Raw genomic sequence first — 13,167 nt, 5'->3', positions numbered from 1 at the left:
CACGGCATTCTTCAAACATCGCACCCTGGTCTTCACCCATTTATTCGCGTGTGGACAACTTGGTCAGTTTGAGCCTTCAGCTATTTAGTGGTGATATACTCGCCTGGGTGTTTGCTTGGATGAGGGTCTCGTGAGTCTGCTGCCTATATTCAGCCGCCGTAAGAGGCAATCCACTTCAAAAGGCACTGATGTTTATCAGTACGAGGTGATTCCGCGCAAACTTCAGATTCAGGTTGTTCAATTGTTAGAAGACGGAATTGGGCAGTATGGAAACCTTTACAACGAGACGCCCTGTGACAAACTATACGATGCCATCGTAGATATTTTACGCCGCGAAATTGGCGTATATAAATTATCTCCCGGTCACAATCAAAAAGCTCACGAGTTCCTAGATTGGCTTGATAAGGTAAACAACATTGAAGAATGGCTGGATGCAATCGAAATAAGCCTAAGGGCTCTTGAGAATATAGCTAAACCTAACTGGTACGCGTATCAGAACTACATAAAAACTCGCCCCGAAGACGTCATTGAGGAACTCAACGCACGGTTGATTGAGGCCGGTCTCGGGTATCAATACGTATCTGGCCAAATAGTTCGCCTAGACTCGCTTCACACTCATAAAGAGATCGTACTACCTGCGTTTGCCCTGTTATCTGAGAAGCGCTTCGTGGCTGCCGATAAGGAATTTCACACGGCCCATCAGGCCTATCGAAATGGCGACTTTGAAACGTGCTTGGTTGAATGTGGGAAGGCACTCGAAAGCGTCCTGAAAGTGCTTGCCCACAAGCGCAAATGGCCGATTAAAGATACCGACCCCGCGAGCAAATTAATTCAAGCCGCCGTCGATGGCGGATTAATCGCTGCCTTTTCCACCACGCAGCTTAACCATCTAAAGGGCTTGATCGATAGCTCTACGCCAACTGTTCGAAACAAAATGGGCGGCCATGGCGCCGGCGTAACGCCAAGAGTTGTACCCCGCGAGCTGGCGACCCTGCAGCTAAACCAAACAGCAGCAGTAATTCTCTATTTGGTGGAATCCGATAAAGCACGTCCGTAAATTGGCCACTTGAGAAAGCTGTACAACACCACTGGCATACATTCAGAATTGACTGCCTGAAATTTCCCTTTAGAATCAATGCCATCCAGTTTCTCAGGCGCAGTCCCGCCGTCCGCACCAGCCATGAACGCGACAGGCGTTGGCTCACCAGTTATTATGGCCCCCAATAGTCAAACGCGTACGTCTTGCCTAACTGTACCTCAAACTCAATTGCCAAATCCGGGTCGCCGCAAGCAATCGAATGCTTGCCATCTCCGATCGGGCCAGGCATTCCGATCGCATAGGACCATTTCTTCCCATCGACAAAAACACTTTTACAGCCGCTCGTATCGGCGAGGACGAAGTAGGTTCCGCCGTCAACTGACGGAGTTGTGGTTCCACGGAGATCTCTCTCCTGACAGTTCGCAGGGTCGACGAACGAGGAAACCCCAAGAACAACACTGAAGGTGGTCAAGACCGTGGCTATTTTCATACCACCGATAACGACAGAAACCTCATCGACTGGCAAACGGGACAGCTGGCGGCCCTTTAGATAGCGTGCGTCCCAACAGTGCACCCGCATCGAACTCATTCCAGCACTCTATCTAGAGAAACACTATCCAAACGAGGACGCGCATTCCTTCACCAGCCAGCCCATCAGCTGCTCGCCTTTCGCGCCCAGTTCTCGCTCGCCCGGCCAGATCAGGCCGTAATGCGTGCCGTCGGCCCAGAAGCCGGCGGGCGCGATGAGGCGGGCTCGTTTGATGTCGTCGGTTGCCAGTACCAGTGGGCCGAGCGCCACGCCGAGCCCCGCCGAGGCCGCTTCCATCATCAGGAAATGGTGGTCGTAGAAGCGGATTTCCCTCGGGCGCGGCCGGAGGGGGTGGCGCGCCAGCCATGTCGACCAGGCGTCGGGGCGTGTCCGGGTGCCGAGGCCGATATAGGCCCCCTCCTCGAAATCGACCAGGCGGTCGGGCACCATCACTGGCCCGACCTTTTCGACGAACAGGCGCCTGACCTGCCAGCTTTCGGGCATGGCGAAATCGAGCCGGCGGATGGCAAGGTCGATCCGCTCGCGCGCGAAATCGACCGCACCGCCGCCGACCGAAAGATGCAGGGCGACCGCGGGATGGGCCTCCTGAAAGCCGCCCAGGCGCGGGATCAGCCAGCGCATCGCCACCGAGGGTTCGCAGGACAGCACCAGGGCATCATCCCGTGTCGCCACAGCACGCAGGCCCTGCACGGTGGTGCGCAATTCGCCGAAGCAGCGATTCACCGTCAGGAACAGGGTCTCGCCATGCGCCGTCAGCTTGAGGCCGCGCCCGCTCTTCTCGAACAGCCGGAAACCCAGATCCTGCGAGAGCTTGGCGATGCGCCGGCTGACCGCGCCATGCGTCAGCGCCAGCCTGTCGGCGGCCAGGCGCACCGAGCCCAGCCGCGCCGCAGCCTCGAAGGCGCGCAAATCGTCCAGCGAAGGAATCTCGGAGCGATCCATTGGTGATCTGATATCACCGGTTTTGGCCAGAAACTATCGCTTTTTCCGGGCTCGGTTTCCGCGATAATCGAGCCATGCAAACCATTCCCTTCGAAGACAGCGAGCTGCCGGGCAGGCAGCAGCCAGTTGTCAGCTATTCAGCGGCCTCCCGGCCGCTTGCCATCACCATGGGCGATGCCGCCGGCATCGGGCCCGAGATCATTGCCAAGGCCCTTGCCATGGGCTGCGGCCCCTGCGTCGTCTATGGCAGCGTGGGTGTGATGACCGACATCGTGGCCCGTCTTGGCCTCACACTGCAGGTTCGCGCCATTGCCGGCCCTGAAACAGCCCGGTTCAACCCTGCAGTCATCGAGGTCGTCGATGCCTGCGACCTCCGCGAGGCACCGCCGCCCGGCCGGATCGACCCAGCTTGCGGCAAGGCAGCCTATGACGCGCTACTGGCGGCCATCGGCGCGGCCAAGGCGGGTACGGTGGCAGGCATCGTCACCGCCCCGATCAACAAGGAGGCACTGGCGGCCGCCGGCCTGTCCTATCCGGGCCACACCGAGATCCTCGCCGCCCATGGCGGGGGCTCGCGGGTGGCGATGATGCTGGGCAATGACGAAATCCGGACAGTTCTCGTCACCATTCACACCGCCCTGCGGCTTGCGATCGAACAGGCCGATTTCGAGGCCCAGATGGCGGCGATCCGCTTTGCTCATGAAGGCGGGCGGGCGCTCGGCATTTCGGCGCCGCGCATCGCGGTCGCCGGCCTCAACCCGCATGCCGGCGAAGGCGGCTTGTTCGGCAGCGAGGAGATCGAGATCATCGCGCCGGCCATCGCAGCGGCACGCCGCGAGGGCATCGACGCCAGCGGCCCCTGGCCCGGCGACACCGTGTTCCTGCAGGCCCGGCGCGGACGGTTCGACGTGGTGGTCGCCCAATATCACGACCAAGGCCTCATTCCGATCAAATATCTCGGGCTGGATCGCGGCGTGAACATCACACTGGGCTTGCCTTTCATCCGCACCAGCCCCGATCATGGCACGGCGTTCGATATTGCCGGACAGGGCATCGCGGATCCTGCAAGCCTCATGACCGCCATCGCCTATGCCCGGCGCCTCGTCGCGGCCAAAGCCGATACTGAACGAGAGAGGGTTTCCTGATGGGTCTTCGCTTCATCTTCATGCTCACCCGCAACGACCGGACGGTCCAGGATGCGGATACGCATCTTCAAACGGCACTGAAACTCGGGATCCGCCATATCGGCTTCAAGGACATCGGCCTGCCAATCGAGCGGCTCAAGGATCTCGGCCGGGCGATCCGGGCGGGCGGCGCGACCTCCTATCTCGAAGTCGTCTCGCTCGATCGCGACAGCGAACTGGCCTCCGCCCGAGCCGCCGTCGAGATCGGTGTCGATATCCTACTCGGCGGCACGCATGTCGAGGAGGTGTCGGCGATCGTCAGGGGCACGCCCATCCGCTACTGCCCCTTCCCCGGCCGTATCAGCGGCCACCCCAGCGTGCTCGAAGGCAGCATCGAGGAGATCGTCGCCAGCGCCCGCGAACTCGCGGCGCATGAAGGTGTACATGGCCTGGATCTGCTTGCCTATCGCTCGAAGGAAGACGTGCCGGTGCTGATGAAGGCCGTTTGCGCCGCGGTGTCCAAGCCTGTCTACATGGCCGGATCGATCGAGACGCCCGGGCAGATCGCAGCGGTGAAGGAGGCGGGCGGCATGGGCTTCACCATCGGCACCGCCGTGCTGGACGGGCGCTATCCGGCCGCAGGCAAGGATGTGGCGGGCCAGCTCGCCGCCATCATGCGGGACGTGGCGCAGACCAACAACCACCTGTCCCCCTATCACAAGCAGAGCCTGTCCTCGGCCTTCGGCGCCGTTGCCGAAACCGCCTCGCCGCGGATTGCCGGGCGTATCAACGACATCGAGATCAAGCTCGCCAGGGTCGAGGCCGAATCCGGCTGGCATTTCAATGCCAGGCAGGACGCCTTCCTCCTGGTGCATAAGGGCCGGCTGCTCATGCGCTTCCGCGACCGCGACGAAGTCGTCGAGGAAGGCGATTTCATCATCGTGCCGCACGGGGTCGAGCATTGCCCGGAAGCACTGACCGCCGAATGCCAGATCGTGCTGATCGAGCCGCCGCGCAGCCACGCGTGAACGCCGCGCCCGTTCCCAGCCCTCAGTCTGCCTTCCCCTCCGCCGGCTGCCCCCTCGCCTCCATGATCGCGGACTGCAGGGTGAACAGGCGATACAGTGTCAGCGCCGCCTTGTAGGGATCGCCATCACAATCGCGGATGATGCCATCGAGGGCGGCCGCTTCCTCCTCCGTCGCCGGCACGACCTCGTCCGCAAAGAGCGCTTTCGGATCTATCGACATCCCTGCCTCCCATCCCTCGAATCCGAGGGGAAAGTAGCTGGGAAGCCAGGCGTTGGCCAGCAATTTGTTCTTGAATTGTTCTTATTTGAAAACTCGTCGCGCCAAATGAAAAGCCCGGCTGGTCCTAATACGGTTCACTTAAGCAGGAACCGCTCCGAATTTGTCATAGCCGGGCTTGACCCGGCTACCCAGAAGCCGCACGGATGAACCCTCGGGGAGCTGGATTGCCGGGTCAAGCCCGGCAATGACAAAGGTCGAGCACCCCGAAACGCTTAAGTGAACTGCATTGCGGCTGGTCCGGGCTTCTCACGCCATTGCCGCAAGGTTGATCAGAACTTGTAGCTGATGCCCGCCGTGACGGTCGTCTGGTTCCAGTCGGCCTTCACGCGGCCATCCGGCGTGGCATAGCTCTTCTTGTTGAAGTCGCTGTAACGCACTTCCAGCCGGCCGATCCAGTTCTGGGTGAAGGCATATTCGGCACCAAGGCCCACGGTCCAGCCAACATGGGTATTGCTTGAGCCCGCGCCGGCGGTGGAGAGCTTGGCATTGGCCAGCGCAAGACCGCCGGTGGCGTAGATCAGGATGTTGTCGAAGGCATAGCCGAGGCGAGCGCGGGCGGAGCCCTGCCACTCGGTCTTCAGCTTGAGCGTGCGCGCAATGTTGCCGTTGTAAATGGCATGGGCGCTGCCGTTCAGATTGGAGTAGTCGATGTCGCCTTCGACGCCGATGACGAAATCGTTGATCTGGTAGTTGTAACCAGCATGAGCGCCGCCGATGAAGCCGCTGAGATCGAACTTGTCGGCCGCCGGCGTAGGCGTGGTGCTTATGGGCGGAAACAGCCTGCTCTGGTCGTCATTCTCGCGGCCCCAGCCATAACCGGCATGCAAGCCGACATAGGGGCCACTCCAATTGTAAGGTGTCATCACCGGCGGAACCGGTTCGACGGCCTGCGCGGCCAGGTCGGCGGCAAAGACCGAAGTCGAGCACAGCAAGGCGGAAAGACCGGCTATGGCGAAGCAGATGGTACGCATCGAATCCCCCTCATAAACACGACGTAAGTATACTTTTAGGGAAAGTAAAAGTCGGGGACATATCGGCAACAGGCAGAATATATCGGGCTGCATGCCACCGTCGCAGGCGACTGCCTTGGCGGCCGATTTGGCCGGGGCCTTGCAAGGTCTCGCCTGCTCGTGCTCTGCATCCAGCCATGCGGGCTGTCCTCGCCGGGATGTCACTGCCATGCATGAACAGGGAGCAGGAGAAGGGATGAGCGAAAGCACTATCTCGATCACGCTTTGCGGCATCGACCTCGCGCTGATCTATCCCGACGATCTGGACGAAGAGATCTGGCCCTATTTCTGGCATGTCGCCAATGGCAGCCAGCGGGAGTCTCGGCCCGCGACCTTGCGCCTCTGCCGACGAGCCTCGGGCCGCCTCGAACTCCATCGCGACGGCACCCTGGTATGGAAAGATCTGTCCTGGCCGGAGGCGCTGCATCCCCTGCTCGATGAGATCGGCCGCGTGGTGGCGACGGCTTCCATCCGCCCGGTTCTGCGCGCCGCAGCGGTGTCCCACCAAGGCAGGGTGGTGCTGATTGCCGGTCCTCCCGGCTGCGGCAAGACCAGCCTGGCCGCCTGGCTGGTCGAAAAGGGCTTCGAGTTTCTGGCCGACGATCTCGTCTGCCTCGGGGATGCGGAGACATCCGTCAGGCCGGGCGCGCTTGCCCTTGCGCCGCATGCACCGGTGTCGGCCCGCATCCTGTCCTCGCCGACCTTCATCGATGCCTATGCCTCCCTCACCCAGGCAGGTGCCGTGATCAAGCCGGAAGCGCTGGCGGAGGGGCATGCGGCCGAACGGCCCTGCGCCCTCGTACTGGTCCCGCAGCGCCATGAGGGTGCCGAACCCGACCTGCACACGGTCTCGTCGGACAGATGCCGCTTCTTTCTCGAACTCGCCCAGCATCCGGACCAGCGGATATCGGCTGCGATCGAGGCCAAGCTGAGCGACTTCGCCCGGCAGGTCCCGGTCGTCAGAGTGCGCTTCGGCCAGCCCGGCGACTGGCTCGACAGCTTTCTGCGCCGTACGCTCGACGCCGGCCTGCCGGTGGCGAACGCGGCCCATCAGCACAAGATCGAAGTGCGTCAGAGACTCGAGGCCGCGGCGGCCGTTACGGCACGGCCGGCCGGCGACTGGGCCTTCCCAAAGCCCGCCCTCGCCGGGCCACGCAAACGCCTGAGCGTCGGCATGGCGACATTCGACGACTATGACGGGGTCTATTTCACACTCCAGGCCTTGCGCCTCTATCATCCCGAGGTTGCCGACGACATCGAATTGCTGGTGGTCGACAACAATCCGAACGGAATATGCGGCGATGCCCTTCGCCGCCTTGCCAAGGGCTCTGGCGGGTTTCGCTACATTCCGGTGGCGGAGAGCATCGGCACCGCCGTGCGTGATTTCGTGATGCAGGAAGCCGCCGGCGAGCATGTCGTGTGCCTCGATTGCCACGTTCTGCTGGTGCCGGGAGCGCTGGCGAGACTCCTCGGCTATTTCGAGCAGCATCCCGGCAGCAACGACCTGCTGCAGGGACCACTCGTCAGCGACGACCTCACGAGCCTTTCCACCCATTGGAAGGCGGAGTGGGCCGGCGGCATGTATGGCACCTGGGCACTCGACGCCGCCGGCAGGGATCCGGAGGCGCCGCCTTTCGACATCCCGATGCAGGGACTCGGCCTCTACGCCTGCCGCCGCGCGGCCTGGCCCGGCTACAATAAGCTCTTCCGCGGCTTCGGCGGCGAGGAAGGCTACATTCACGAGAAATTCCGCCAGGCCGGCGGGCGTACCCTATGCCTGCCCTTCCTGCGCTGGGTCCATCGCTTCGACCGCCCGATGGGCGCGCCCTATACGATCAGCTGGCACGACCGCATCCGCAACTACATGATCGGCTTCGACGAGCTCGGCCTGCCGATGGCCAAAATGCTGGCCCATTTCCGCGAGCATGTCGGCCCGAGCGCGGAGCCGATCATCCGGAACTGCTGGGAGGAACTGGAGCGATTGCGCATCACGCAACGGGGCTGAAGACGATCGTCGGGGGGCGCGTGCATCCTTTTGAAGGCAGATCGCCGTCAAGCAGGCAAGGATGCCTGCGATCCCCGCAAGAATTGGTGCCGCTTTGAGCGGGCTCCGATATCAGCCCTCGGTGCTCTGGGCGATCGGCGGCTGGAAGGCGAGGCCCATGTCCCAGGGGAAGTAGATCCAGGTATCCTGGCTCACCTCGGTGATGAAGGTGTCGACCAGCGGCCGGCCGAGCGGCTTGGCGTAGACGGTGGCGAAATGCGCCTTGGGCAGGCGGTCACGCACCACCTTGGCGGTCGAGCCGGTATCGACGAGATCGTCGACCACCAGAATGCCTTCCCCGCCATTGGCGGCCAGCTTCTCGTCGACGTCCTTGAGCACCTGAAGACCGCTCTGGGTCTTGTAGTCATGGTAGGAGGCGATGCAGACCGTCTCGATCAGGCGGATGCCGAGCTCGCGCGAGATGATCGCCGCGGGAACCAGGCCGCCACGCGTGATGCAGACGATGGCATTGAAGGGACCGCTGCCGGACAAGCGCCAGGCAAGCGCGCGCGCATCACGGTGGAACTGATCCCAGGATACGGGGAAGGCCTTGTCGGGCTTCGGCGAGTTCATGATCCGGTCCCCTGCAGAATTTGCCAGCTTCATCCATGGGTGGATGGAGCTGGTAAATTCTGCAAATGTTAAAAGTCCTGCAGGTGATGGCCGATCGGGTCATGATCCGATCGGCCATCACCTGCTTGCGCGGGTCGCTCTTCATAGCGGCGAAATCGAACGGATCAAGTCAAGTCTTCAACATTCCACGCCATATTACGAGTCGATCCCGGAAAAACTCGGCGATCAGCGTTTGATGGTGGCGACCATCGCCTCGATATCGGCCTTGGCGGCGGCGACCTTGGCGGCATCCTTGCCCCGGATCACCAGCTGGGTCTGGAAGCCGGCCGGCCCGAAGGACGGATACGAACCGATCGAGACCTCGGGATGAGCCTGCGCGATCGCCGCGAGCGGCTCGGCGACGGCGCCCTCGCCGATCCCGGGGCCCGGCGAAACGCTATCGGACAAGGTCACCGCGCCTGCCCGCATCTTCAAGATCGCGTTGTCGAGCATGCGCTGCATGATGTTGGGCACACCCGCCATCACGATGACGTTGTCCAGCATGAAGCCCGGCGCTGCGGAGACGGGATTGTCGACGAGTTCGGCCCCATCGGGAATGCGGGCCATGCGCAGGCGGGCCGGCGTCAGGTTGGCGGCGCCGCCATAATGCCTGGTCATCGCCTCGACGGCACGCTGGTCGATCTCGATGCCGACGCCGAAGGCCTTGGCGACGGAATCGGCCGTGATGTCGTCATGGGTCGGTCCGATGCCGCCCGTCGACAGCACATAGTCATAGCGTGTGCGCAACGCGTTGACGGCTTCGACAATACGCTCCTCCTCGTCGGGAACGACGCGAACCTCCTTCACGTCGATCCCCGCCCCGGTGAGGAATTCGGTGATGTAGCCGATATTCTTGTCCTTGGTGCGGCCCGACAGGATCTCGTCGCCGACGACGAGAATGGCTGCCGTCACGGAGACCGGAGCGGCTTGCTCGGGATTTACAGAGGGCGTTTCCATAAGGCATTTCCGGATGATGTCGCTGTCGGGTTCCGGCGGGCAGCGGCCGGCCGTCACTCGATGACAATACGCGGCGGCTGGCGTTGATCAACACCCTCCCCCGACAGACCTGCCCAAACCTGCGCCGCAATCCGGCGATAGATGCCGGCCTCGGCACTGTCCGGCAGGGTAGCGGCCACCGGCCTGCCGGCATCCGAGCGTTCGCGCACTTCCATGGACAGGGGCAGTTCACCGAGGAACGGCACGCCGAGTTTCTCCGCCTCGCGCCGCGCTCCGCCATGGCCGAAGAGATGGCTGACATGGCCGCAATTGGGGCAGGAGAAGGTGGACATGTTCTCGATGATGCCGAGGATCGGCACATTCACCTTCTGGAACATGCCGACGCCGCGGCGCGCGTCGATCAGGGCGAGATCCTGCGGCGTTGAGACGATCACCGCGCCGGCCAAAGGCGTGTTCTGCGCCATGGTGAGCTGCGCATCGCCCGTGCCCGGCGGCATGTCGACCACCATGACGTCGAGTTTGCCCCAGACGACGTCGCGCAGCAGCGTGGTGAGCGCCGACTGCACCATCGCGCCGCGCCAGATCATCGCGGTCTCCTGGTCGACCAGGAAGCCGATCGACATCGTCTTCACGCCATAGGCTTCGAGCGGGATAATCTTCTTGTTGTCATCCTGCTCGGGCCTGTCCGTCAGGCCGAGAAGTTTTGGAACGGAAGGTCCAAATATATCGGCATCGAGCAGCCCGACGCTCAGCCCCTGCGCCGCGAGGGCAATGGCGAGATTGCAGGCGGTCGTCGACTTGCCGACCCCGCCCTTGCCGGAGGCGACGGCGATGACGCGCTTCACGCTGGGCAAAGCGGGCGGCCGCTGCTGCGGTGTATTGTGGGCGGCGGCCTGCGCCCGCGGGCCAGGCGGCTCCTGGCGCGCTGCACCGGCCGGCCGCTCGGCCGTCAGCCCCACCAGGACGTTGGTGACGCCGGGAAGACCACGCACGGCGCTCTCGGCCGCGGCACGCACGGGCTCCATCGCCCGCGCCTCTGTGGGATCGATGGCGATGGCGAACATCACCTTCGAACCGTCGATGCGGATTTCGGTCAGCCGGCCGGTCGCAGGCAGCGATTGGCCGCTTGCCGGCAATTTGACGAGTTCGAGGGCGCGAATGACATCGGCTGGCGTCAGGGACAAGGAATGATCCTCACGAAGCAAGGGAAGGTGCCGGCGAGGCGGCCCCGAAAGTTTCCCTCAATATTGGGAAGTGCGGCGGGGGCATTCAAGCACAACCACCGCCAGGTCCCGCAATAATATGGCGCGCTGGCGCGATTCTCCTATCGGGCAGATTGCAGCAAGGCTCCGTTCGAGCCGGATCGCGAGAGGGCGGGCAGCGGAGCTTGCCAGGACCGCCTATAAACCAAAAGCACCTTGACCACGACACGCAGCAGCGAGACATTCGAGCCCGTCATATCCATTCAGGGTCGGGGGACGCTCGGGCAGCACCGTGCAGGCTTTGCCAGCCGGCGCATGCATTCCAGGAGTGACCGGCGATGCATGTCATCGACCTCGATGTCATCCGCAATGCTGAAATCCACGACAAGCCCTACCGCCACATCATCGGCGAGGGTTTTCTTCAAAAGGACAAGATCTCGTCGCTGCGGCAGGACTTTCCAGCCATCGACAAACCCGGCTTCCTGACCGTCGACGACATGGCGCTGCGAGGCAGCTTCCGGGACCTGGTCGAGGACCTCGAAAGCAGCGCCATGGCCAAGTCCCTGTCCGACAAGCTCGGCCTCGACCTCGACCCCTTGCCCCGGCTGACGACGATCCGCCGGCTCTCGCAGCTCAAGGACGGGCGCATTCACACCGACAGCGAAAGCAAGCTCGCCACCTTCCTCGTCTACCTGAACGACGATTGGGATGAAGACGGGGGGTGCCTGCGCGTGCTGAACGGCCCCGACGACTTCGACGACATGACGGCGGAAATCTCGCCCATCATGGGCTCCTGCTTCGGCTTTCGCCGGGCCGCCAATTCATGGCACGGCCACAAGCCCTTCGCAGGCGAGCGCCGGGTCGTCCAGATCACCTGGCTGAGGGATGCCGGCGAACTCGAGCGCAAGAAGAAGCGCAACGGCGTGGCCCAGTTCTTCAAGGGCATCTTCGGGCGCTGAGAGCGTCCCGCCCCGGGCCGCATATGCCCGGGGACATGCCAGGTGTCAGCCAGCGCTGCGGCCGATCAGGACCAGTGTGAAGAGGACCAAGGCCAAGGCCGAAGCTGCTGTCCTGACGTGGTTCCAGAACGTCCAGTCCACCAGATAGCGCAGCCAGAGCTGGCCGGCCTGCGCCGTCTCGGGCTGGAGCACGGCCAGGGCGTCGTTGAGCGGCACGTTCAGGCCCATGGTCACGCCGATGCAAGCAATGAGATAAACCAGGCTGGCGAGCAGCAGCAGCTTGCCGCTCCACTCCCCCAGCCAGAGCCACGAGCCCAGGGCGAGAGCAAGGCAAAGCACCGCCGTGCCCATGAAGGCCAGCATGAAGCCGGGATTGATCACGGTGACATTGATCGCCTGCATCGCGGCGATGCCGCTGGTCGGGGCGACCCGCCCCAGCGCCGGCATCACGAAATTGGAGAAGGCGAAGAAGATGCCTGCCACCAGACCGCTGCCGATGGCCGCCAGGAAGGTGGCGACATAGAGGCCGCGCTCAAGCATGGTTTCCTCCCCAGATGCCGGTGGCCGCGGTGCGGGCGACATAATCGGCAAAGCGGCGCGGCGAGCGGCCCAGGGCGCGCTCGACGCCGTCGGCGACCGGCTCGTTGCGGCCGTCGAGCACGGTGGCGAACAGATAGATGACGAGTTCCACCACCTCCGCCGGCACGCCCTGCTCGTTCAGGTCGGTCCGATAGGCTTCCAGCGACACGGATTTGTAGGCGATCGGGCGCCCGATCGCACTGGCGATCGCGGCCACCGCCTCGGCAAAGGTGAGAGCCTGCGACCCGGTGATATCGTAGAGCTGATGCGAATGCCGGGGATCGGCAAAGGCGGCGACGGCGATCTCGGCGATGTCATCCGCATCCACGAAGGGTTCGGGCGCCAGGGTGTCGGGCAAGACGATTTCGCCGGCCAGGATGGGATCCAGGAAGAAGCTTTCGCTGAAATTCTGGAAGAACCAGCTGCAGCGCAGGATCGTCCAGTCGAGCTCGGTGGCCTGCAGCACCTGTTCGGCTTCCTCGGCCTCCGGCTCACCACGCCCGGACAACAGCACGATCTTGGTCACGCCGGCCTGTTTCGCCTGGTGAAAGAAGGCGCCGACGGCCTCGACCGCTCCAGGCACAGACAGATCAGGCTGATAGGCGACATAGATGGCCGCGATACCCTCCAGCACCGCAGCCCAGCCTTCCGGCTTCTCCCAATCGAAGGCCGGCTCGGCGCCGCGCGAGCCGAGACGAACCTTGCGCCCTGCCCTCTCCAAGCCCTCGACAACACGACGACCCGTCTTGCCCGTAGCGCCCAAGACCAGGACCGTGCCCGTCGACCATTGATCATTTGCCATTCCGGCCTCCCGCTGATAAATATGAGAAACCCTCATATT

General features: G+C 63.0%; 14 protein-coding genes. 5 read left to right on the top strand and 9 right to left on the bottom strand.

Features of this window, described 5'->3' with window-relative positions; genetic code table 11:
- Nucleotides 1-130: 130 nt before the first annotated feature.
- Nucleotides 131-1,057, top strand: coding sequence for an STM4504/CBY_0614 family protein (locus tag C5L14_RS14560; protein ID WP_146126913.1), 927 nt, complete (start codon nt 131-133; stop codon nt 1,055-1,057).
- A gap of 154 nt (nt 1,058-1,211) precedes the next feature.
- On the opposite strand, the gene C5L14_RS14555 is transcribed toward C5L14_RS14560, so the two are convergent.
- Both C5L14_RS14555 and C5L14_RS14550 read right to left on the bottom strand, forming a co-directional pair.
- Nucleotides 1,212-1,628 carry a hypothetical protein gene (locus C5L14_RS14555; RefSeq protein WP_146126912.1) on the bottom strand — a complete coding sequence of 139 codons (417 nt, stop codon included), beginning with the start codon at nt 1,626-1,628 and terminating at the stop codon, nt 1,212-1,214.
- 24 nt (nt 1,629-1,652) lie between these two features.
- Nucleotides 1,653-2,531, bottom strand: coding sequence for a LysR family transcriptional regulator (locus C5L14_RS14550; RefSeq protein WP_105862781.1), 879 nt, complete (start codon nt 2,529-2,531; stop codon nt 1,653-1,655).
- Nucleotides 2,532-2,605: 74 nt separating this feature from the next.
- Here C5L14_RS14550 and pdxA point away from each other — a divergent pair, with 74 nt between their 5' ends.
- Both pdxA and C5L14_RS30370 read left to right on the top strand, forming a co-directional pair.
- Nucleotides 2,606-3,676: a 4-hydroxythreonine-4-phosphate dehydrogenase PdxA gene (pdxA, locus tag C5L14_RS30375; RefSeq protein WP_281062573.1), complete on the top strand. Its 1,071-nt coding sequence runs from the start codon at nt 2,606-2,608 to the stop codon at nt 3,674-3,676.
- Nucleotides 3,676-4,683 carry a cupin domain-containing protein gene (locus C5L14_RS30370; RefSeq protein WP_181161176.1) on the top strand — a complete coding sequence of 336 codons (1,008 nt, stop codon included), beginning with the start codon at nt 3,676-3,678 and terminating at the stop codon, nt 4,681-4,683. Before pdxA ends, C5L14_RS30370 begins: the two co-directional genes overlap by 1 nt.
- A gap of 22 nt (nt 4,684-4,705) precedes the next feature.
- Here C5L14_RS30370 and C5L14_RS14540 read toward each other — a convergent pair whose 3' ends face one another.
- Both C5L14_RS14540 and C5L14_RS14535 read right to left on the bottom strand, forming a co-directional pair.
- On the bottom strand, nt 4,706-4,903 hold the full coding sequence (locus C5L14_RS14540; RefSeq protein WP_105862780.1) for a hypothetical protein: 198 nt from the start codon (nt 4,901-4,903) through the stop codon (nt 4,706-4,708).
- A 329-nt stretch (nt 4,904-5,232) separates the two neighbouring features.
- The gene (locus C5L14_RS14535) at nt 5,233-5,934 is read right to left on the bottom strand and encodes an outer membrane protein (protein ID WP_181161175.1); all 702 of its coding nucleotides are present in this window, start codon (nt 5,932-5,934) and stop codon (nt 5,233-5,235) included.
- A 235-nt stretch (nt 5,935-6,169) separates the two neighbouring features.
- Here C5L14_RS14535 and C5L14_RS14530 point away from each other — a divergent pair, with 235 nt between their 5' ends.
- Complete coding sequence (locus tag C5L14_RS14530; protein WP_181161174.1) at nt 6,170-7,978, top strand: glycosyltransferase; 1,809 nt, start codon at nt 6,170-6,172, stop codon at nt 7,976-7,978.
- Between the two features lie 111 nt (nt 7,979-8,089).
- On the opposite strand, the gene gpt is transcribed toward C5L14_RS14530, so the two are convergent.
- The 3 genes from gpt to C5L14_RS14515 all read right to left on the bottom strand — a co-directional run bounded on the left by gpt (nt 8,090) and on the right by C5L14_RS14515 (nt 10,770).
- Nucleotides 8,090-8,590 carry a xanthine phosphoribosyltransferase gene (gene gpt / locus C5L14_RS14525; protein ID WP_105862778.1) on the bottom strand — a complete coding sequence of 167 codons (501 nt, stop codon included), beginning with the start codon at nt 8,588-8,590 and terminating at the stop codon, nt 8,090-8,092.
- 225 nt (nt 8,591-8,815) lie between these two features.
- Nucleotides 8,816-9,586, bottom strand: coding sequence for a competence/damage-inducible protein A (locus tag C5L14_RS14520; RefSeq protein WP_105862777.1), 771 nt, complete (start codon nt 9,584-9,586; stop codon nt 8,816-8,818).
- A 53-nt stretch (nt 9,587-9,639) separates the two neighbouring features.
- Entirely contained in the window at nt 9,640-10,770 is a 1,131-nt protein-coding gene (locus C5L14_RS14515; RefSeq protein WP_105863216.1) for an Mrp/NBP35 family ATP-binding protein, read from the bottom strand.
- Between the two features lie 356 nt (nt 10,771-11,126).
- Between C5L14_RS14515 and C5L14_RS14510 the strand changes: the two genes are divergently transcribed.
- Entirely contained in the window at nt 11,127-11,747 is a 621-nt protein-coding gene (locus C5L14_RS14510) for a 2OG-Fe(II) oxygenase family protein (RefSeq protein ID WP_105862776.1), read from the top strand.
- A gap of 45 nt (nt 11,748-11,792) precedes the next feature.
- On the opposite strand, the gene C5L14_RS14505 is transcribed toward C5L14_RS14510, so the two are convergent.
- Nucleotides 11,793-12,287, bottom strand: a complete 495-nt coding sequence (locus tag C5L14_RS14505) for a DUF1772 domain-containing protein (protein WP_105862775.1) — start codon at nt 12,285-12,287, stop codon at nt 11,793-11,795.
- Nucleotides 12,280-13,128 carry an NAD(P)H-binding protein gene (locus C5L14_RS14500; protein ID WP_105862774.1) on the bottom strand — a complete coding sequence of 283 codons (849 nt, stop codon included), beginning with the start codon at nt 13,126-13,128 and terminating at the stop codon, nt 12,280-12,282. Before C5L14_RS14500 ends, C5L14_RS14505 begins: the two co-directional genes overlap by 8 nt.
- Nucleotides 13,129-13,167: the final 39 nt, after the last annotated feature.

The organism is Labrys okinawensis (assembly GCF_002982075.1).
GTDB classification, from domain to species: Bacteria; Pseudomonadota; Alphaproteobacteria; order Rhizobiales; family Labraceae; genus Labrys; species Labrys okinawensis_A.
The sequence above is the reverse complement of the archived record's forward strand: the minus strand, read 5'-3'. Positions and strand labels throughout refer to the sequence as shown.